This window comes from Parapedobacter pyrenivorans (assembly GCF_014636865.1).
In the GTDB taxonomy this organism is placed as follows: Bacteria; Bacteroidota; Bacteroidia; order Sphingobacteriales; family Sphingobacteriaceae; genus Parapedobacter; species Parapedobacter pyrenivorans.
The window spans coordinates 402,236-423,884 of record NZ_BMER01000006.1 but is presented as its reverse complement, the minus strand read 5'-3'; the positions used below and the strand labels follow the sequence as shown (position 1 = coordinate 423,884).

Sequence of the window (21,649 nt, the reverse complement as noted above, 5' to 3'; positions counted from 1 at the left end):
TTATGAGACATTTGATTAAATATATATACCTCGGCATAGGTTGTCTGATTGTAATGGCCTGTAAAGAGGAGACGCCCGTCGCACTTACTGACGGCGGGAATGCACCGGGCGTGGTGCGTGACGTTGTGGTGAAGAACCGAAACGGCGGTGCAAAATTATCATATCTACTGCCTGTGGATGATGACTTGCTATACGTTAAAGCCGTGTATGAGTACCCAGCGGGTAATGTGAGGGAGGTGAAAGCATCCGCGTATGTGGATAGCTTAGTCATCGAAGGTATAGGGGGTACCGAGGAATTGGAAGTGTCCCTTTATGCAGTAAGTCGCGCTGAGCGGACATCGAATGCCGTAAAAGTGGCTATTCAACCGATGACACCCCCGGTTCAGCTAGTAGGCTCGTCGTTAAATGTTACAGCAGACTTTGGTGGCTTCGTTGTCAGTTTTGGAAATGAAAACGGAGCAGAAATTGTCATTGAGGCGATGAAAAACACGGAGGGAATGTGGGCAAATCTGGATGCCTACTATACCAAAAGTAAGAACGGTATTTTTACCGTGAGGGGGCAGGATGCCGAGCCATCACAATTTGGTTTTTTTGTAAGGGACAAGTGGCGAAACAGGTCAGATACCGTTGTGGTCGATCTCACACCGTTGTACGAAATTCAGTTACCGGCTCCTACACCGGTTACAATTTTGCCAGGCGATTACAATCTTCATTTTTCGAATCTGCATTATGGTTATATGTTTGACGGTATTGTGTCGGATAATAATTATATGGGGACATTAGCCGCAGAAACGGCGATCTTCCCCTTGTCATTCACTTTAGACTTCGGAGCACCGACAAAATTCAGCCGTTTCGTGTATTGGATGCGCCAAGGGGATGGGCATATCTATAACTATTGTTCTCCCGAAGACTGGGAAATTTGGGGAACGAATGAGCTGACCAATGATTGGAATGGCTGGACCAAAATTATGGACTGCACAGCCGTGAAACCTTCGGGCCCGTCAGCAGCATTGACAGCCGAAGATCGGGAACTGGCAGCAAAAGGCCTCGACTTCGCCTTTCCGCCGGGCACAGACACCTATCGATACATCCGCTGGAAAACAAAAACGGTCTTTGGCAGATTGCCGGCTGTACAAATTTCGGAACTGGCATTTTTTGGAGATAATAATGTTGGAGGTCACAATGATTAACAAAAAAACTGCAAATATGCTTGTTGAAGCAAAATGGAGCTTGATTATTTTGATTACGGCGGTATGCGGATTATCAGCCTGTAAAAAAATGGATGATACTTACCGGGACTATGTTGAAGGGGGTGAGATTATCTACGTTAGCAAGGCGGATTCCATCAGGATTCACTCGGGATATCATCGTATGCTGCTAACATGGGTTCGGGGTGCCGATCCCAAAGTTGCCGGAATCCGGGTCATTGATAGTGAGGGGAAGCTGCTGGCCGAACAACGGCTGGAAGGAGGTGTATCGGGTCAGTCGGGAGAGGTTTTATTGGACGATATGTCAGAAGGTGTCTACGCCCTGGATGTTATCACATTTGACAATAAGGGAAACACTTCTGTAAAAGTAACTGTTCCCGGCACGTCATACGGGGAGCGGTATGAGCAATCGTTGCAAACACGGCGGATTGAAAGAGCCGTCTATCAAGGTAATGACGTTCAAATTAATTGGTTCAGGCCAGCAGCGGATGCCATTGCAACGGAGGTAAGCTATGAGGACGCGCAAGGGAATGAAATAATGGTTTTAACGTCAGCGAAAGTAAACCTTACCACCCTTGAAAATTTCAAAAATAAATCGTCTTTGAAATACAGAACGCTATTTAAGCCTGATAGCAATGCCATAGATACGTTCTATACCGATTATGAACAGGTTAGTCCGGTTCATAGGTTAGATAAACTCAATTTTAAACGGTGGAATCCGGAAGATATCGCGTATTCTGAATTTATGGAGGGTAATGGTTTTAATATTGAAAAACTATGGGATGATGTTTATACTGGTCACGGTTATGTAAGTAACGCGGCTGAATTTCCGTCTAGTTTTACGTTTGATTTAGGGGAAATTGCGCAGCTTACCAGTGTCCTTTTAAATCCTGCATGGCAAAATGATGTGTATAGTTGGGGCAGCGTTAAAAAATTACAAATCTGGGGGGCGTCCTCGGTGGATACTGACGCTGATTTCTCTTGGAATTACCTAGGACAATACAATTCACGAAAGCCTTCCGGGCTGCCCGTTGGGCAGGTCACTCCGGAAGATGTGGAGTTTGCTAAAAATGGAGAATATTTTAGTTTAGCGGGGGATGCGCCTCCTGTGCGCTACATTAAAATTGTAGTGGAGGAGACCTGGGGAGGTGCGCCGTCGATGCATATAACAGAGCTAACATTTTGGGGAATAATAAACGACTGATTAATAACTAAATAAAAATGGTAATGAAAGTAGAAAACACAAACACTGACGGAGGGAATGTGAATAAGTCTCGTCGTCAGTTTTTACAGGCGGTAGGAATTGGCGCGGCTGCGATTGGTTTACAGCAAATCAGCTGCGCGGGATCCAAACAAGTAGCTCAGACCCATTCTGGAAGCGGTGTTGTTGACCTAACGTCCATACCCGGATTTGAAAAAACGACCGCCGATCCACGCGCTTCCGATGGGTGGCAATCTATTTCTGACCGTAAAATCAAAGTGGGTTTAGTGGGGCATGGCGTCTGTAAATTTGCGGTGCAATTCGGTTTTCAGGATCATCCGAATGTGGAGGTAGTGGCGGTCAGTGACCTTTTTCCCGACCGATTGGCAGAAATGGCAACTATTGCTCGATGTAACCGAACCTACCCATCGCTAGAAGAAATGCTGAAAAAGGACAAAGACATCGAAGCCGTTTTTCTCGCCACGGACGCGCCCAGCCATGCCCGGCATGCAATTATGGCGTTGGAATACGGCAAGCATGTGGCATGTGCCGTACCGGCTGTATTTGGATCACTGGAAGATGCTGACAAACTATATGAAGCATGGAAAAAGAGTGGAAAAAAGTACATGATGTTTGAGACATCGGCGTATCACGAAGATGTCCATACGATGCGTGAATTGTATAAGCGCGATTACTTCGGAAAGATTATTTATTCCGAGGGCGAATACTATCACTATTTCGGCACACCGCTAGACGGGTACAACAATTGGCGGGATGGCCTGCCTCCTCAATTTTATCCCACCCATTCCAATGGGTATTACATCTGCGTAACCGGGCAGCGGTTTACGGAGGTCTCTTGTTTGGGTATTCCCAGTATTCTGGAGCAATTCCAGGCTAAAAATAATGTGTATAAGAACCCGTTTGGAACGGAAGTGGCTAATTTCCGTACCAGTGAAAATGGAAGTTCCAGGATGGTGGTGAGTTGGGATACGCCAGGTTTTGGCGCTGAAGCAGGGCGGATCAGGGGCGAAAAGGGATCATTTTCCAATAACCAGTTCCAAGGATTGGTCAATGAAGTTCCAGCGATTAAACGCCCACCCCTGCCACCGGGTGTGGACACCGGCGGGCACGGCGGATCTCATGGCCAATTGATGAATGAGTTTGTGACTGCAGTTATCCAAGACCGGACGCCATTGGTTGACCTGCCTATTGCGCTTAACCTCAGCGTATCCGGTGTTGTAGCGCATCAATCTGCCTTGAAAGGCGGGGAATGGATGAAGATACCACAATACCACATCTAGGTGACTAAACTTAATAATATCATATCATATGAGTGATTGGCTAAAATCAAAGGCATTGCTGAAAGCAAATGAGCATTACATCCCCGGTGGCGTGGTCTCGTTGAATCGTAAAACAGAACCAAACATTTGTTTTGCCAAAGGACAGGGTAGCCGTGTCTGGGATATCGAAGGGCAAGCGTATATCGACTACCAAGCGGGTTTTGCCGCTGCTTTTTTGGGGCATAATGATCCGGATGTCAATGCGGCAGTAGCTCAATCCGTAAAGGACGACTTAGTGTTGATGGGTGCCGGTCCAACGAATTTAGAGGGGGAGTTTGCAAAGCTCTTCTGTGATAGTGTGCCGACCGTCGACAAGATCCAAATCACGACGACCGGCTCTGAAGCTACTTACCACGCAATTCGTATTGCACGTGCTGCAACGGGCAGAGACCATGTTATTATCATGCAAGGCGGCTACAATGGCTGGCATAATGACGTTGCCGCAAATGTGATCAGTGATTTGAGCGACGTTGGCCCGCGGCTATCGCCGGGTGAGTATACGTTTGACTCGCTTTCGGCGGGGATTCCCGAGGGACATCGTTCGCTCGTTCACGTCGTCAATTACAACGACTTGAGCTCAGTGGCATATATTGCAAAACGATTTCCTGTAGCATGCATTGTTTTGGAGCCCATTTTGCAGAATGTCGGCATCGTAAAACCGAAACTGGGATACCTCGAAGGGTTGCGGAAGTTGGCTGATGATCATGGCTTTTTGCTGATATTCGATGAGGTGAAAACGGGCTTCCGGCATGCGTTAGGTGGGTATCAAAGCCTATGCGGCGTAACCCCCGATCTGAGTGCTTTTGGAAAGGCTGTTGCTAACGGATATCCGATGGGAGTCATTGGAGGAAAGGAGGAGTACATGGACTATTTCATACACCCAGCAAAAGAAAAAAGGGTGTTGATAGCCGGAACGTTTAATGCACATCCCCTAACGACCATTGCAGCTATCGCAACGTTGCGTAAACTTTCTTCCGCTGAGTTTGGTGTGTACGAACATGTGAATCAACTCGGCGATTTGCTTGAAGCGGGATTGAACGATATTTTGTCGGAATACGATAAGCCCTTCTATGTGGCGCGACAAGGCTCTGCTTTCTGTGTTTATTTTATGGATCATGCACCGGAGGATTACCACGATGTGGCAATGAATCATGATTTCGCCTTTGACAAATCATATCGTATTAAGCTTATCGAAGAAGGGGTGTTTAATTTTCCACTTCCGATCAAACAAGGTAGTATTTCCTTTGCGCACACCGTTTCGGATATTGAAGAAACGTTGGAAAAGACCAGAAAGGTGATTCGGGAATTAATGACAGCAAAGGCAAAGGCGATCAGTTAGGCAAAAGCAACAGATGAAACCTGCGGAGCCATTGGCACCTGCAGCTTCATCACCATTAAAAAACAAGTAGTGCCGATGAAAATTACTGCGATAGAAACTTACGTTTGCAACGCGCGGATGCGCAATTGGATTTTTGTAAAGGTCGTTACGGATCAGCCGGGTCTGTGGGGATGGGGCGAAGCGACGCTGGAATGGCATACTCGTGCTGTGGTGGGGGCGATAGAAGACATCGCGCAGCTTCTGATCGGCGAAGATCCCCGCCGCATCGAACACCTGTGGCAGATGATGTATCGCCAGCATTTCTGGCACGGAAACGGAATTGTTCGCGGTACGGCCATCAGCGGTATTGACATTGCATTATGGGATATTTTGGGCAAAGTACATGGGGTACCCTGCCACGAGTTGTGGGGTGGACGGGTACGAGACCATATCCGCCTATACTGTCATCTGGGAGGTGGTAAAATGGAGGATTTCTATGAAACTCGACCCGATGATGCAAAGCGGTTCGGCGATTTGGCGCAAAAGGCCGTGGAAGACGGGTTTACGGCTTTCAAATCCATGGCGGTACCCGAAACGATGCCTTTAGCAGGTTTACAGCCAGTGCATTGGGCGGAAGCGAATGTGCGCGCCATGCGTGAAGCGGTAGGACCTCATATCGATATCATGGTTGATTGCCATGCACGGCCGAGTCCGCGGATGGGGATGCAATTTGCAAAAGCATTGGAACCCTATGGGCTGTATTTTTTTGAAGAGCCGTGCTGGCCAGAGACGATTGAAGACATCGCCTTGATCCAGCGTGCAGTGTCCACGCCGATTGCCAGCGGCGAACGCCTGGTTACCATCCATGCTTTTAGGGAACTGTTCGAAAAGCGAGCAGTAAGTGTAATCCAGCCAGACATCACGCATTGCGGAGGCTTGAGTGAAGTCCGGCGGATTGCCGCGATGGCTGAGGCTTATCGGATTTCGGTAGCTCCACACAATCCACAGGGGCCGGTCAGTACGGCGGCATCAATCGAATTCGGTTTCGCGACGCCTGCTTATATCATATGCGAGAGCGTACATAATGATGTGCCGTGGCGGCAGGACGTAGTGAGTGAGGGTTTTGTGGTGGAAGCCAAAGGGCAGATTGTCAGACCAAATAGACGGCCAGGGCTAGGCATTGAAATCAATGAAGAAGAAGTGAAAAAGCATCCTTTCGAACAAGAAGTATTACAGCGGACGTTCTATCGTGATGGCAGTGTGGGCGATTGGTAGAACTACTAAACATTAAACTGAATGGAAAGAATATTTGAAGGTCAAACGGCTATCATAAGTGGTGGTATGGGAGATATTGGGTTTGCTACCGCACGGGAGCTGGCAAAGCTGGGGGCCAACGTTGCATTATGCGGTACGCGTACGCCGGATACCTTTGGTGATCAAATTGCATTGCTTGAGACCTGCCGTGTGCAGGTCGATTATCAACGAGTAGATGTTGCCGATGCGGTTGCCGTGCAGCGTTGGATTGAAACGGTGAATGAGTCATTGGGAATTGCAACGTTAATTATCGCCAACGCAGCTGTGACTCGATTTGCGGGAATACATGAAATAACCGCTGATGAATGGCTGGCGGATATGAATATCAATTTGAATGGCGCATTTTACATGACACAATCCGCAACAGCCTGTCTTTTGAAGGAGAAACTGCCCGGGCGTGTCGTGTTTGTGGGAAGTTGGGCTGCTACACATGTGCATGCGCATATGCCGGCATACTCGGTTTCTAAAGCCGGGATGTCAATGCTTTGCAAATGCATGGCGTTGGAGCTCGCTCCCCACCGCATTTTAGTGAACGAGATTGCTCCGGGCTACGTGAATGCGGGCCTAAGCGGGCGATATCTGGAAAATAACCCCGATAAAGTCGACGAAATTACACAGCGGGTTCCCATCAAACAATTAATGACTGCCGAGGAAGTAGCAAAGCAAATTGTCTTTTTATGCCATCCGGAGAATCGACAAATGACCGGTAGTACGTTGTTAATGGATGGTGGTTTGTCATTGAAGTAAATTGATACATGAACATTTTACAGAACCAAGAAATAAATAACACGGCGTTTTCTGGACTAATAGGAGTGGCACGCAGAGAAATCAATCCACCACTTGGGATCTATGCCCGAAATTGGGGCGCGGGCCGAACCGACAATGCAGTAGGTTTCCATCGGCCGCTCACCCTAACGTGCCTGACTTTTCAATCTCAAAACGCGGAGCAACCCCTAGTATTGATAGGTGCCGATTTAGGATGGTGGAGCAACGCATTGGATGAATTAAAATTTAGGCGTGGTATCCTAGATACGTTGAATCTAGAAGAATCACGTTTGATGGTTTGCCTTTCTCATACGCATGCCGGGCCATGCCTATCGACCGCCGCGGCATCCAAACCAGGGGGGCAATGGATTGAGCCCTACTTGCTTCAATTAAAGGAAAAGTCCGTTGACGCCATCCGGGAGGCACTTCAACATGCAACCTTGTCGACCTTGGAATGGCGATATGGTACATGTGACCTAGCCACCAATCGGGATTTGCAAATGGAGGCAGAGAAGCGGGTTGTGGTTGGTTTCAATCCGCAAGGCGAAGCGGACCATACCCTCCTCATAGGTCGGGTTACGGATGTCGAGGGAAATATTACCGCAACGATCGTAAATTATGCATGCCATCCCACAACGTTGGCGTGGGACAATGAACTTCTTTCGCCCGACTATATTGGGGCGATGCGCGAATTGGTGGAAAATCAGGCGGGGGGACGTGTGCTTTTTCTGCAAGGTGCATCCGGTGAACTGGCACCGGCGGAGCAATATGTAGGCGACGTCGAAGTTGCCGATGCCCACGGACGAAGGTTGGGGTATGCCGTCCTCGCTACGCTGGAAGCGATGAGCGGGCAAAATGAGGTGCTCGATTATAGCCACACACGTGAATCGGGGGCTCCGCTGGCCGTGTGGAACAAGCGAAGGATAGTGCCTTCATCGCAGACTGCGGCGAAGCTTGTGATGGTGCCTTTTCAATTAAAGGATTTAGCCTCTCTTGCCGATATCGAAGCGCAGTGGTTAGCATGTGATGACCCGGTAGTAAAGGAACGGCTATGGCGAAAACGATGGATCCGGATGGCAGTAGGAGACGGCGACATTGCTCCGATGCCACTATGGATATGGCAAATCGGAAATGCTTGTTTAGTCGGGCAGCCCAACGAAGCCTATTCCCGTTACCAACAACGGATACGTGCAGCATGTGCACCGATTCCGGTAGCGGCCATTAACATTGTCAACGGGTACGCAGGTTACCTTCCCCCTGTAGAACTGTATGGGAAAGACATGTACGCCGTATGGCAAACCCCGTTCGCAGCGGGTGCTTTGGAAGATCTGGAAATAAAGACGATCGAAACATTAAACCAACTTTTTAAATAAGAAATTTGTATGGTTTCCAATTTTACGACGCTTGATGTATTGATATTTGCGGTTTATCTGCTTGGAATTGTCGGTCTCGGCGTATTCGCTTCCCGCAAAGGCAACGATACCAATCGGGATTATTTTTTGGCAGGGGATAAACTTCCGTGGTGGATGGTGGGTGGCAGCATAATTGCCGCAAATATCAGTAGCCACCAACTTGTCGGTGTAATGGGTGTGGCATATGACCGGGGTTTTGTCGCGATGGTTGTGGAATGGGGGGCCATCCTTGTTGGGTTTAATGCGCTGTTGTGGATTTTCCTCCCTTTTTATTTGCGCAATGGGTTCTACACCATGCCCCAATTTCTACAACGTCGGTTTGGTGCAACGTCGAAGACAATTTACGCACTACTCGTGCTGCTGACCTATATTTTTGTAGAAATCAGCGCCGTGTTGTATTTGGGGGCGCTTTCGCTCCATGCATTGCTGGGTATTCCGATGACAACGAGTGTCATCGCGCTTGCGTTGGCGACCGGGATCTATACCGTTTTAGGGGGGCTTAGAGCTGTTATTTGGACGGAAATGGTGCAGCTTGGGGTGTTGATTCTCGGTATGATTGCGCTTTCTTTTACAACCATTGATGCGGCTGGTGGGTTTTCGGCGGTGCTCGAAACCACGAAGGATTGGAAGTTGATGATGCCAGCCGACGACCCGGATTTTCCTTGGACAATGTATTTGGGTGGAATGTTATGTATTAGTGTGTTCTATAACGCGACTAATCAGTTCATTGTGCAACGCACACTCGCCGCTAAAAATGAGTGGCATGCTCGGATGGGTGTGATTTTCGGCGATTACCTCAAATTTTTATTGCCGTTTTTAATTATTTTTCCGGCCCTGGTAGCCCCGAAGTTATTTCCCGATCTGGAAAAGCCAGATTTGCTTTTCGCGATGTTGGTCGAGCATTTGTTGCCAACAGGGCTCGTAGGCCTTGTTATGGCGGGGTTGATAGCGGCTGTCATGTCACACCTCTCCGGGGCCATAAACTCATGTACGACTATCTTGACAATGGACGTTTATTTGCCTTACATCCGTCCGAAAGCAACTGAAAAGGATTCCGTTCGATTTGGAAGGTTGTCTGGGATGGTGGTGATCGTATTGGGAATCGTATGCACCGGCTTATTGGCACTATATTCGGAGAAGCCGATATTTATTTATCTGATGAATGCCTACGGCTATTTCACGCCAGGCATTGCTACGATGTTTTTATTGGGGATTTTGTGGAAACGGACAACTCATTCCGGTGCGATTGCAGCGGGGTTGCTAACCGTCCCGCTTTCGCTTGCACTCGAATTTTTCTTTCCCGAAATGTCGTTTTTCAATCGTACTGGCATCGTATTTTGGAGTTGTATGGTCGGTTGTGCACTGATCAGTTTGGTGACGAAACCAAAAACTGAGACGGAATTGGCAGGCCTTATTTGGAACAGAAGCAGCTTATCCCTGCGTCCGGAAGAACGGGCTCAACAACGGGGCTTACGGAATCCGTTTATCTGGTGGGCATTGATTATGGCGGTTGTGTTGTTCTTTTATATCAAATTTGCTTAATATCAGAAAATATGCGTGTTAATGGTCAAGTGCGGATCGGGGTAGTGGGAGCGGGATTTGGCTCCAGCTTCTATTTTCACCTGCACCCGCATAGTAGGGTCGAGGCCGTGGCGGCGAGTTTGCCTGAAGAGCGTGCGAGGTTGCAATCTACTTATCAGTGCGTAAAGGCCTATCATACGTTAACGGAACTATTGAAAGACCCGCAAGTGGATGCCGTTGCACTTTTTACACCAGCACCGCTGCATGCCCAGCATTCCATAGAAGTGCTTGATGCTGGAAAACACGTATTGTGTGCCGTGCCTGTAGGATTGAGTATCGAGGAATGCGCGATGGTAAAAGAGGCTGTCCAGCGGACTGGGCTGACCTACATGATGGCGGAGACCAGTGTGTACAGGCAGGATACGATTTCGGCGAAGCGGTTTTACCGCGAAGGTCGATTCGGCAAACTGATCGCAGCGGAAGCAGTATATCATCATCCCGGATTGGAGGAGTATTTTTTTGATGCAACCGGCAAACCCACGTGGCGACATGGGTTGCCGCCAATGTTGTATGCTACACATTGCACGTCGTTCCTGACCGGCGTCACCGGGGAGCGATTGGCCTCGGTTAGCTGTGTGGGTTGGGGTGACGATAGCAAGCTGCTGAAAGGGAACCCGTATAGCAATCCTTTTTGGAACCAAACGGCCTTATTCAATGGTGAGCATGGAACCGCATTCAAGGTAAACATCAGTTGGCGGGGTGCGCTCTTGCCGACAGAACGCTGCGAGTGGCATGGGGAGAAAATGAGTTTTTACAGCAGAGATCCGAGGGGGATGGATGCCATCTTAGTAAAGAAGACGGAAGTGCTCGGTGCAGACGATGCAGGGTTTCTTACGCATGAACCTTTGGCAGAGCCTTATAGCCAACCGTTATGGTGGCAAACGGAGCTCTTGCCGGAACCCCTCCGGGTGGACAGTGGACACTATGGATCGCACACGTTCATTACACATGAGTTTATAGATGCACTCATTTCTGGTCGAAAACCCGAAGTAGGCATCGAAGATGCTATTGCTTACACCGTGCCCGGGATCATTGCGCATGAATCTGCGTTGCGGAACGGTGAACGGCTAGTGATCCCGACTTTCAGAAGTTTATAACAGTACACCATGATGAATGGAACTAGCAATTGGCAAGTCGTACTCACCGAATTCTGTACATTGGGAGAGAGCCCGGTTTGGGACGATAGGCTGCAGCGCATATTGTGGGTAGACATCATTGAAGGCCATGTCCATGAATGGTACACGGCAGCCCGTCGACATGTAATGACACACTTTCCAGTCAAAATCGGCGCTATCGCGTTGATCGATGACGGGGCTGTTATTGCGGCATCTGATGAGGGATTTGTTTTTTTGGACTTAAGGAACCGTGGCGTAAAACGGATTACAGATCCTGAATCACGGCTTGCCGACAACCGATTCAATGACGGAAAATGCGATGCTGTAGGGAGATTTTGGGCAGGGACGATGGATGAAGTGACCGGAAAGAAGGGTGCGGGATCGCTGTATAGCCTAGATAAAGACGGCCGTGCTACGAGACGGGTTAACAACGTTACCTGTTCGAACGGCCTGGCATGGAGTTTAGATCATCAAACCTTATTTTACATCGATACCGGTACACATCAAGTGCAGGCATTTGATTTTGAGTTGGAAACGGGGCGAATTGCCAACCCACGTGCAGTAATCGATATTCCCGAATCTGAAGGATGGCCGGACGGGATGACCATTGATGCGGCCGGAATGCTTTGGATTGCCTTTTGGGGGGGATGGAAAGTAGCACGCTGGAACCCGTATACGGGTGAAAAGTTGAGTGAAATCAAGCTTCCCGTTGCTCAAATTACTTCTTGTACGTTTGGAGGGAAGAATTTAAAAGACCTTTATATTACCTCAGCCAACATCGGTTTGACAGATGCCGAACGGTCTGCTCAACGCCTTGCCGGGTCGCTATTCGTTGTTGACAACCTAGACGTAGGCGGCATCGGACCCTCACGCTATGTGCAACGTGAATCGCCTAGCGATTTTGCGACTCACACCATTCACGGGCATTGACAAACGCTTCCAACCAGGGCGACACTTCGTCCCGGCGGCCGGCCGGATAATGGGCCCAGTTCCACTGGAAGGTGGAACGCTCGATATGCGGCATGGTCACCAGGTGCCGACCGCTGTCATCGCAGAGGATGGCCGTGGCAAACGATGATCCATTGGGATGGTGTGGGTACGCTTCATAGGCGTACTTGGCCACGATATGATAGCGGTCTTCGGCATACGGCAGGTTAAACTTTCCTTCGCCATGCGAAATCCAAACGCCCAATGTGCTGCCGGCCAGGGAAGACAACATGACCGAATGGTTTTTCTGAAGGGTGACCGAAACGAAATTGGACTCGTGCTTCTGCGAGTCGTTATGCAGCAGCTTTCCGTGGATTTCGTGGTCGGGATTGATGAGATCCAATTCCATAAAAAGCTGGCAGCCGTTGCAGATGCCGATGGATAGGGTGTCCGGCCGTGCAAAGAAATTGTCGAGCGCAGCTTTGGCTTTTTCGTTGTAGAGGAATGCACCCGCCCACCCCTTTGCTGAACCGAGTACGTCCGAATTGGAAAAGCCGCCAACGGCGCCGATAAATTGGATGTCTTCCAGCGTTTCCCGACCGGAAATGAGATCGGTCATGTGCACGTCCTTCACATCGAAACCGGCGAGGTACATGGCGTTGGCCATTTCGCGTTCGGAATTGGAACCCTTCTCGCGGAGGATCGCTGCCTTGGGGCGCGGTTTGCCGCTCGTGATCACCGGCTTCCGGCCGGTGAAGTGCTCGGGGAATCGGTAGGAAAGGGGTTGAACCTTATAGTTGGCAAAACGTACGTCGGCCAGACCATTTTTGGTCTGCTTGCGGTCGAGCAGGAAGGAGGTCTTGTACCACGTGTCGCGAAGCTCGCTGACGTGGAATGCAAACCGATCGCCATGATTGGTGAAAATAACCTCGTCGCCCGTCTTAACGGTGCCGATTTTGACTGCATCCACGCCGGCGTTGGCCAGGGATTGCTCGAAGGCCTGATCGTCTGCGGCCTGCAGCACCACCGCGATATTTTCGTTGAAGAGCGCCTTTGCCGAGTCCACTTCTCCGAGGCCGGTGAGGTCGTAGTGAGCCGCTAGATCTACATCAGCAAAGCACAGCTCCAGCAGCGTGGTTACCAAACCACCAGAACCAATGTCGTGCCCCGCAGCTACGAGGCCCTGGCCAATAAGCGCCTGGATGGCATTGAATGCCGCTTTGAAGGATGCTGCATCCCGTATGGTGGGTGCTTCGGCACCGATGCTGTTGCGTAGTTGTGCGAATGAAGATCCCCCCAGTTTGAAGGTGTCTTTGGATAGGTTGATATAGTATATGGAACCTGCCTGCTTGTTCAGTACCGGTTCTACCACGCCATTGATGTCCGTGCAATTACCGGCCGCGGAGATGATGACCGTGCCGGGGGCGATGACATCACCGTCGGGGTATTTTTGTTTCATGGATAGCGAATCCTTGCCTGTGGGGATATTGATGCCCAACGCAATGGCAAAGTCGGAGCAGCCTTTGACGGCGTCATACAGCCGGGCATCCTCGCCTTCGTTGTTGCAGGCCCACATCCAGTTGGCCGATAAGGATACGCCCGCCAGCCCATTTTTGATGGGGGCGAACACGAGGTTGGATAGTGCCTCCCCGATGGCGTTGCGGGACCCGGCTACGGGATCGATCAACGCGGTAAGCGGTGAATGACCCACCGAGGTGGCCACGCCTTCAGCCGAGCGGTAATCAAGGGCCATGACGCCCACGTTGTTGAGTGGAAGCTGCAGCGGCCCGGCACATTGCTGTTTGGCCACGCGGCCGCCCACACAGCGGTCTACCTTGTTGGTGAGCCAGTCCTTGCACGCTACGGCTTCCAATTGCAGTAATTGGGTAAGGTAGGTGGGGATAGCGGCGGTATCATAGCTGGTGGCTGTATACGTACGGGCGATGCGCCGGTCGTTCATCACGGTTTTCGGTGAGGAGCCAAAGAAGTCGGACAGCGCGTAATCAAGCGGTTTTTCGTGGGTAGCCGTTGATTGGAAGATGAAGCGTTGGTCGTCGGTTACCTCACCTACGGTATACATCGGCGCGCGCTCCCGATCGGCTACGGTACGTAGCTGCGCGAGGTCGCCCTGCCCGATGATGAGACCCAGGCGCTCCTGCGATTCATTGCCGATGATTTCCTTTGCCGAGAGGGTCGGGTCGCCCACGGGAAGCTTATCGAGATCGATGTGACCGCCGGTTGCCTCTACCAACTCCGAGAGGCAGTTGAGGTGACCGCCTGCGCCATGATCATGGATGGAGACGATTGGATTGTGGTCCGATTCGACAAATGCCCGGACGGCATTGGCAGCACGTTTTTGCATTTCGGGGTTGGAACGCTGGATGGCATTCAGCTCGATACCGGAGCCATAAGCGCCCGTTTCAGCGGAAGAAACCGCTGCGCCGCCCATACCGATGCGGTAATTTTCGCCGCCGAGCACAACGAGCTGATCGCCCGCTGTGGGGGTGTGTTTCTTGGCTTGGTCGGATTTGCCGTAGCCTACACCGCCAGCTAGCATAATAACCTTGTCGTAACCCAGCTTGCGGCCGGCTTCCTCGTGCTCAAAGGTGAGGACGGACCCGGCGATGAGTGGTTGGCCGAACTTGTTGCCGAAATCTGATGCCCCATTGGATGCCTTGATGAGGATATCCACGGGAGTTTGGTAAAGCCAGTTGCGGGCATCCATCGCATGCTCCCAGGGGCGGTCTGCCAGCAGGCGGGAATAGGCGGTCATGTAGATGGCCGTGCCGGCTAGCGGCAACGAGCCCTGGCCGCCAGCGAGGCGGTCGCGGATTTCACCGCCCGAACCGGTGGCAGCGCCCGCGAAGGGTTCCACCGTGGTTGGGAAATTGTGGGTTTCGGCCTTCAGTGAGATGACCGAGTCGAAATCTTTCTCCGTGTAAAAATCGGGCTTGTCAGCCGACTTCGGTGCAAACTGTGTAACGCGTGGCCCCTTGATGAACGCGACGTTGTCGCTATAGGCGGAGACAATTTCATTGGGATGGGTTTCCGAAGTCTTGCGGATCAGCTTGAACAGCGAGGTGGGCTGCGCTTCGCCATCGATGACGAACGTGCCGTTGAAGATTTTATGGCGGCAATGTTCGGAGTTGGCTTGCGAGAAGGCAAATACTTCCGAATCCGTTAATTTACGGCCGATCCTTACGGAAAGGTGATGAAGGTATTCCACTTCCTCAGGGCTAAGGGCCAACCCTTCTTGTTTATTGTAGGCATCGATATCAGCTACCTCCTTGATGGGTTCGGGTTTGATGCCAATGGTATACAGGTTTTGGGTGAGACCCACGAATTTCTGCGAAACCATTTGGTCGAAATCGACAAAATCGGCAGCTACCGGCGTATACTCCTCAATACGGATAATGCCAGGAATATCCATGTTTTGGGTAATCTCCACGGCATTGGTACTCCAGGGAGAGACCATGGCAGCCCGCGGGCCAACATAATGACCGGCCACGGTTTCCTCGTTGAGTTTCGTGGCATTTCCGAAAAGCCAGTTGAGTTTTGAAATGTCTTCAGCGGCGAGCGCTGATTCGGTTTGGACACCGTAAACGGTGTTTTTTGGGTTCACAAAGAAATGAATCATCAGTGTTATCCTCGAAGCGTAGAAATCTTTGTGCAAAGATACGACTAATTTTAGCGAAATTCGCGATGATTTAGGGTTTTACTTTTTAATACATTTAACTTGTATATACAAGATTAAGTTTTCATATTTGGCATATTATAAACCAACACGAATGGGAAATACAACACCTCCAGCAACTCAATCAAATTACAGCGTTTCTTTGGCTACACTGACCACATTGTTTTTCATGTGGGGATTTATTACCTGCATGAACGATATCCTGATTCCGCATCTCAAGGAGCTGTTTCAGCTCAATTACTTTCAGGCGATGCTGGTGCAATTTGCATTTTTCGGTGCTTATTTCATTGGGTCCGTCATTTATTTTGCGGTTTCTTATGTGTATGGCGACCCCATTAATAAAATCGGCTACAAAGGTGGGATCATCATCGGTTTGTTGATTTCCGCATTGGGATGTGTACTGTTCTATCCCGCGGAAATCATGGCGGTATATCCGATGTTTTTGATGGCACTTTTTACGCTTGGCTTGGGCTTTACCTTATTGCAAATCTCTGCGAATCCCTATGTGGCCATCCTCGGTCGGCCTGAAGGGGCTTCAAGCAGGCTCAATCTCGCGCAGGCTTTTAATTCGTTGGGCACGACCATTGCTCCTGTATTGGGCGGGTACCTGATTTTCGAGTTTTTTGCCGAAGGCGGTAAGATTACGCCGGAGGCCACCAAGATACCGTATCTGATATTCGGCTTGCTTTTCATCTTGCTGGCCGTATTTGTAAAGGCCATCAAGCTGCCTCGGTTTAAGGCGGAAGAGGTGACCGGAGGCAAACTCGGTGCATTGGCTTTTCCGCAACTGCGCGGAGGTGTAATGGCTATCTTTTTTTATGTGGGTGCTGAAGTGGCTATCGGTAGCCTGATCATCAGTTTTATCAGCCAACCCGACATCATGGGGCTCGACGAGCAAGCCGGCAAAAATTACCTCGCCGTGTATTGGGGCGGAGCGATGATCGGCCGTTTCCTGGGGTCGATTTCATTGAACGATAAATTGGATGGGATGAAGAAGGCGCTTTATATGGTGCTGACTGCCGCTGCGGTGTTCCTGGTCATCTACAGCATCGTTGATCTAACGTTCGGGCAGATTTCCACATTCATCGTGTTTATTGTGCTCAACTTTGCCGCTTTTGCCATCGGCCGGTCTGTGGCAGCGCGGGCGTTGATGATTTTCGCGGTGGCGAACATCGCCTTGATACTGGCTACGGTATTGGGCACGGGTAGCTGGGCGATGTGGACCTTATTGGCCGTTGGATTGTTCAATTCCATTATGTGGTCAAACATTTTTACGCTGGCAATTACCGGCCTGGGTGCACATACCAGCCAGGGGGCTTCCCTGCTGGTGATGGGAATCCTTGGGGGTGCACTCATCCCCTTGTTGCAGGGATGGATGGCGGATTCAATAGGACTTAAACCTTCCTTCATCATACCTGCCGTATGTTATGCCTATATTGCGGGCTATGGGTTGTTTTGCGGGCGGAGGTTGGGCAAGGTCACGCGGTCCGAGCCGGTAGCCGATGGCCACTAACAGTTGGATTGGCTTACGGAACATGGTCAGACTTTCATTAATTATCGGGCTACTGGGTTGCTGTTTTCCTGTAAGGGCCCAGCTTCAGTATCAACATGTCGAATCACTCCCTTTGTTTGGGAAAATATCCGGGCAAACGGAAACGCGCTATGAGCGATTGCCCGCCACACTAAAGGATCATTCGCGGGAGGCGGTTTGGGATCTCGGGAAAAATACAGCGGGCTTGTACCTGCGGTTCAAATCAAACACGACGTCTGTTGGGTTGAAATGGACGCTGTATCAAAACCGGATGATGAATCACATGACGGAAACCGGAGCTAAGGGATTCGATTTATATGGTCTGAAGGATAATCAGTGGGTGTTTGTCAATTCGGCCCGACCGCAGGTGAATAGCCTAACCAATGAGGCTGTTATTGTTGCCAATATGGACACCACCCTCAAGGAGTTTATGTTATATTTTCCGTTATACGATGGCGTCGTGGATCTGCAGATCGGAATTGATTCGTTGGCGTTGCTCAGCCCACCCTCGCTTGATCTGCCGGTTTCTACGAAGCCTGTGGTCTGCTACGGCACGAGTATCCAACAGGGCGGTTGCGCATCCCGGCCGGGGATGGCGCACGTGAGTATATTGAGCCGCTGGTTTAATCGCGAATTTGTGAACCTCGGATTTAGCGGCAATGCGCGACTTGATTATGATATTGCGGAACTCATCGGTTCCCGCGAAGCCTCGTTGATCATCCTCGATTTTATGCCGAATGTAGATGTGGGGCTGATCGAGGAAAAACTGGAAGAATTTTACCGGATAGTCCGTCAAAAAGCACCCCATACCACGATCCTTTTCGTTGAAAACCCGCGCTATCCGCAAGCGGAATTTGATAATCAAACCAAGAAGACGGTAGCCGACAAAAATGCAGCGTTGCACGCGGTGTTCCATCGGCTGGTGGCTAAGGGCGAACAGCATATCCACATCGTGCCTGCATCGGGTATGATCGGCACAGATCATGAGGCGACGGTAGACGGCGTCCATTTCACCGATTTGGGATTTATGCGGTATGCAAAGCATCTATACCCCTACATTGAGCAATACCTGAACTGACCGTGGGTGCCGAGCACTAAAAGTAATCCTGAATGAAATATTCTTCCGTGTTGCAATAAAGGAAGGAGTAGATGGTAAGGTGGGGCCGGTTTGTCTGCATGCTGCGTTTCATGTGAAGTATGGGCTTGCCCGTTTTTACAGCGAGTAATTCAGCCAGATTTTTGTCGGCGGAAACTGCCCATATCTTTTGCTCCCCTTCTTTGATCTCCACCTTATGGTATTTATTCAGCGTTTCAAATAACGAATGCTTCTCCAGGTTGTGCATCGTGAACCGAGGTAAGTCAATGTCGGTAATGTACGTTTCTTCATACAGTGTGGGCAGCCCATTGACATGCCTCAGACGCGCGAGATACAGGCATCCGGCTTCAGACTGGATGGCGGACAACTCATATGGAAAATCGGCTGGCCACGTGGTTTTTTGTGTTTTGGCCAAGATCTGCGTGCGGAGATTTTTTTTGCCGACACCTGCCGTTGATCCTTTGATGGATAGGATACCCAATCCGCTTTTGGGTTCGGAGACTATACTTCCTTTGCCATGATGCCGTACGATATAACCCAGCCTGATCAACTCGCTAAGCGCTTGCCGGACCGTTGGACGGGTGGTATTATAGGTTTTGCACAACTCGTTTTCAGAGGGTAATAGATCACCTTTCTTATAATGTCCATCATCAATCTGCTTTTTTAAATCGCTGATTAAGGTTTTGTAAATGGGAGTGTTCGCTTCTTTAACCATATGTGTCGTTTAAGTGGGACAAATTGGATGACCCGTTTTGCTTTGATGCAATATTAATACTTGTATATACAAATATGAAATTTTTTTTGTATTTTTTTCTATTGTTAGTTTTAACTCAAGTGCCTTTTTTGCAATATGTTAGTTTGAATTTTGAATAACTGGCAATTGGTTGTGAACGGTGTTTGTTTAATTTTTTCTTGTATATACAAGTTTGCTTTGTATATTTGTTTTTGAGTTGTGAGTAACCAGTTTTTTTAGAACCTGTAAATACAAGAATGCAAAGGTATATAATAATTAGCGTATTTGTCGGATTGCTTTTCGTGAGAGGCAATGGCCAGGAAAATCGAAAATCGATTTTGGATTATGTGGATCCGACGATTGGGGGGGTTGGGTTGATTTTGGAGCCTACGCGGCCGCTGGTGCATCTGCCCAATAGTATGTTGCGTGTCCATCCGTCGAAGAAAGACGAATTGGATGATCGGATAGCGGGATTCCCGTTGACGGTCGTTTCACACCGGATAGGTTCGGCCTTTTCCTTTTCGCCGGTATTTGCTGAAGGCGATCCGTGGCAGGCAGCGATTGATATACACGCGCAGGAAGCACATCCCTACTGCTACGAAGTGGTAGACGCGACGAACTATGACCGAGTTGCCGTGACTCCCGCGGCCAAAAGTGGTGTTTTTCGGATTACCAATGCAGACCAGTCAACCACACACCGACTCCGGTTTTCGGTCATAAACGCCACGGGCTTCATCAAGCCGGAGGGCGAAAGTGCGTTTGCTGGAGAGGAGGATTATAATGGAATGAAGGTTTTCTTTTATGCCACGGTTAATGGAAAGATCCAAGGTACCGATGAACAAGGCGCTGAACAAAAAAAGAACCTTTTGGCAACCGTCAAGTCGGCAAACGGGGTGCTGGAAATGCAGTACGGCATCTCTTTTATCAGTATAGCCCAAGCAAAGGCGAATCTCGAAATAGAAATTGCGGACAAGGGCTTTGAAGCGATCAGGTCGGAAGCCATCGACGTTTGGCGCGATGCGCTATCGAAGATCAATGTCGTGGGGAGCGATACGCATAAGCGTGTTTTTTATACGGCATTATACCGCACTTATGAGCGCATGGTTGACATCAATGAACATGGTCAATATTTCAGTGGTTTTGATCAACGCGTACATACTTCCGACGAGCCGTTTTTTATGGATAATTGGGTATGGGATTCCTATATCGCTCACCATCCATTGAACATGATCTTAGATCCTGAAAAGGATCAAGCGATGATCAGATCGTATATCGAAATGTATAAACAATCCGGATGGATGCCTTCGTTTGCCGTCGTATTCGGTGATTGGCCGGCAATGGTGGGTAATCACGCCTCGGCGTGGATGGCCGACGCATGGGCGAAAGGCTTGCGTGATTTCGACGTAGAGACGGCTTATGAGGGCCTACGCAAGAACTCATTGGAGGCTACCCTGATTCCGTGGCGGAATGGCCCTCCCAGCGAACTGGATGATTTTTTCAACGAGCACGGCTATATGCCCGGGTTGGCTCCCGGTGAGCCCGAAACCGTTGGCCGTGTCGATCCGAACTGGGAAAAACGGCAGGCGGTGTCCGTAACGTTGGAGAACAGTTTCAGCGACTGGTGTATCGCCCAATTGGCAGAACCTGCAGGCCAAAGCGGGGAGGAGCCCCTGTTTTTAAAACGCGCCCAGTTTTACCGTAACGTATTCCGGGAGGATAGGGGGATGGTATGGCCCAAAAATGCAGCTGGAGAATGGGTAGAACCTTATGACCCGAGCCTATCGGGCAGGGAGTACTTCACCGAAGTGAATGCCTATACCTACAACTGGCATGTGAAGCACGATTTGGATGGGTTGTTTGGCCTGATGGGTGGAAAACAAGCCGCCGAAGCTAAGCTGGATCAATTATTCCGTCAAGACTTGGGGTTGTCCAAATGGAAATTCTGGGCGATTCAGCCCGATGCGTCGGGATTGGTGGGACAGTTTGTGATGGGAAATGAACCAAGCTTGCATATTCCATACCTGTATAACTACCTCGGTTCACCCTGGAAAACCCAAAAGCGTATCCGGATGCTCATCGATACCTGGTTTACCGACAATGTATTCGGTATGCCCGGCGATGAAGACGGTGGAGCGATGTCTGCATGGGTGGTGTTCTCCATGATGGGCTTCTTTCAGGTAACACCGGGCGTACCGACCTATACCATCGGTAGCCCTTCGTTTGAAGAGGTAGCCATCCAACTGCCAAATGGCAACGAGTTTAAGGTCATTGCGCGGGGCAATTCGACAGCAAATATATATGTGCAAGAAGCCAGGCTCAACGGCACCCCATTGGATGGGTTGTTTTTTACGCACGAGCAGTTGCTGACGGGTGGCGTGTTGGAGCTGCAGATGGGAGATAAACCCAATAAATAG

General features: G+C 49.8%; 15 protein-coding genes. 13 read left to right on the top strand and 2 right to left on the bottom strand.

Going from position 1 to position 21,649, the window contains the following annotated elements:
* Positions 1 to 2: 2 nt before the first annotated feature.
* The 10 genes from IEV98_RS22920 (at position 3) to IEV98_RS22875 (ending at position 12,184) form a co-directional block, all read left to right on the top strand.
* Complete coding sequence (locus IEV98_RS22920; RefSeq protein WP_188508373.1) at positions 3 to 1,190, top strand: DUF5000 domain-containing lipoprotein; 1,188 nt, start codon at positions 3 to 5, stop codon at positions 1,188 to 1,190.
* Positions 1,183 to 2,412, top strand: coding sequence for a DUF4998 domain-containing protein (locus IEV98_RS22915; RefSeq protein ID WP_188508372.1), 1,230 nt, complete (start codon positions 1,183 to 1,185; stop codon positions 2,410 to 2,412). The genes IEV98_RS22920 and IEV98_RS22915 overlap by 8 nt, the downstream gene beginning before the upstream one ends.
* 23 nt (positions 2,413 to 2,435) lie before the next feature.
* Positions 2,436 to 3,710, top strand: a complete 1,275-nt coding sequence (locus tag IEV98_RS22910; RefSeq protein WP_188508371.1) for a Gfo/Idh/MocA family protein — start codon at positions 2,436 to 2,438, stop codon at positions 3,708 to 3,710.
* 28 nt (positions 3,711 to 3,738) lie between these two features.
* Complete coding sequence (locus IEV98_RS22905; protein WP_188508370.1) at positions 3,739 to 5,088, top strand: aspartate aminotransferase family protein; 1,350 nt, start codon at positions 3,739 to 3,741, stop codon at positions 5,086 to 5,088.
* 75 nt (positions 5,089 to 5,163) lie between these two features.
* Positions 5,164 to 6,342 carry a galactonate dehydratase gene (dgoD, locus tag IEV98_RS22900; protein ID WP_188508369.1) on the top strand — a complete coding sequence of 393 codons (1,179 nt, stop codon included), beginning with the start codon at positions 5,164 to 5,166 and terminating at the stop codon, positions 6,340 to 6,342.
* Between the two features lie 21 nt (positions 6,343 to 6,363).
* Complete coding sequence (locus IEV98_RS22895) at positions 6,364 to 7,128, top strand: SDR family NAD(P)-dependent oxidoreductase (protein ID WP_188508368.1); 765 nt, start codon at positions 6,364 to 6,366, stop codon at positions 7,126 to 7,128.
* Positions 7,129 to 7,136: 8 nt separating this feature from the next.
* On the top strand, positions 7,137 to 8,519 hold the full coding sequence (locus tag IEV98_RS22890; protein ID WP_188508367.1) for a hypothetical protein: 1,383 nt from the start codon (positions 7,137 to 7,139) through the stop codon (positions 8,517 to 8,519).
* A 9-nt stretch (positions 8,520 to 8,528) separates the two neighbouring features.
* Positions 8,529 to 10,100, top strand: coding sequence for an SLC5 family protein (locus tag IEV98_RS22885; RefSeq protein ID WP_188508366.1), 1,572 nt, complete (start codon positions 8,529 to 8,531; stop codon positions 10,098 to 10,100).
* Between the two features lie 11 nt (positions 10,101 to 10,111).
* Positions 10,112 to 11,236 (top strand): Gfo/Idh/MocA family protein, encoded by a 1,125-nt coding sequence (locus IEV98_RS22880; RefSeq protein ID WP_188508365.1) that lies wholly within the window; start codon positions 10,112 to 10,114, stop codon positions 11,234 to 11,236.
* Between the two features lie 9 nt (positions 11,237 to 11,245).
* The gene (locus IEV98_RS22875) at positions 11,246 to 12,184 is read left to right on the top strand and encodes an SMP-30/gluconolactonase/LRE family protein (RefSeq protein WP_229738928.1); all 939 of its coding nucleotides are present in this window, start codon (positions 11,246 to 11,248) and stop codon (positions 12,182 to 12,184) included.
* Here the strand turns inward: IEV98_RS22875 and purL are convergent.
* Positions 12,147 to 15,818: a phosphoribosylformylglycinamidine synthase gene (purL, locus tag IEV98_RS22870; RefSeq protein ID WP_188508364.1), complete on the bottom strand. Its 3,672-nt coding sequence runs from the start codon at positions 15,816 to 15,818 to the stop codon at positions 12,147 to 12,149. The two genes, IEV98_RS22875 and purL, sit on opposite strands and share 38 nt — an antisense overlap.
* 151 nt (positions 15,819 to 15,969) lie before the next feature.
* Here purL and IEV98_RS22865 point away from each other — a divergent pair, with 151 nt between their 5' ends.
* A complete protein-coding gene (locus IEV98_RS22865; RefSeq protein WP_229738927.1) occupies positions 15,970 to 17,388 on the top strand; it encodes a sugar MFS transporter in 1,419 nt (472 codons plus the stop codon).
* Between the two features lie 22 nt (positions 17,389 to 17,410).
* Positions 17,411 to 18,484: an SGNH/GDSL hydrolase family protein gene (locus IEV98_RS22860; RefSeq protein ID WP_188508363.1), complete on the top strand. Its 1,074-nt coding sequence runs from the start codon at positions 17,411 to 17,413 to the stop codon at positions 18,482 to 18,484.
* A 16-nt stretch (positions 18,485 to 18,500) separates the two neighbouring features.
* On the opposite strand, the gene IEV98_RS22855 is transcribed toward IEV98_RS22860, so the two are convergent.
* A complete protein-coding gene (locus IEV98_RS22855) occupies positions 18,501 to 19,217 on the bottom strand; it encodes a GntR family transcriptional regulator (RefSeq protein WP_188508362.1) in 717 nt (238 codons plus the stop codon).
* Positions 19,218 to 19,492: 275 nt separating this feature from the next.
* Here IEV98_RS22855 and IEV98_RS22850 point away from each other — a divergent pair, with 275 nt between their 5' ends.
* Positions 19,493 to 21,649, top strand: coding sequence for a GH92 family glycosyl hydrolase (locus tag IEV98_RS22850; RefSeq protein ID WP_188508361.1), 2,157 nt, complete (start codon positions 19,493 to 19,495; stop codon positions 21,647 to 21,649).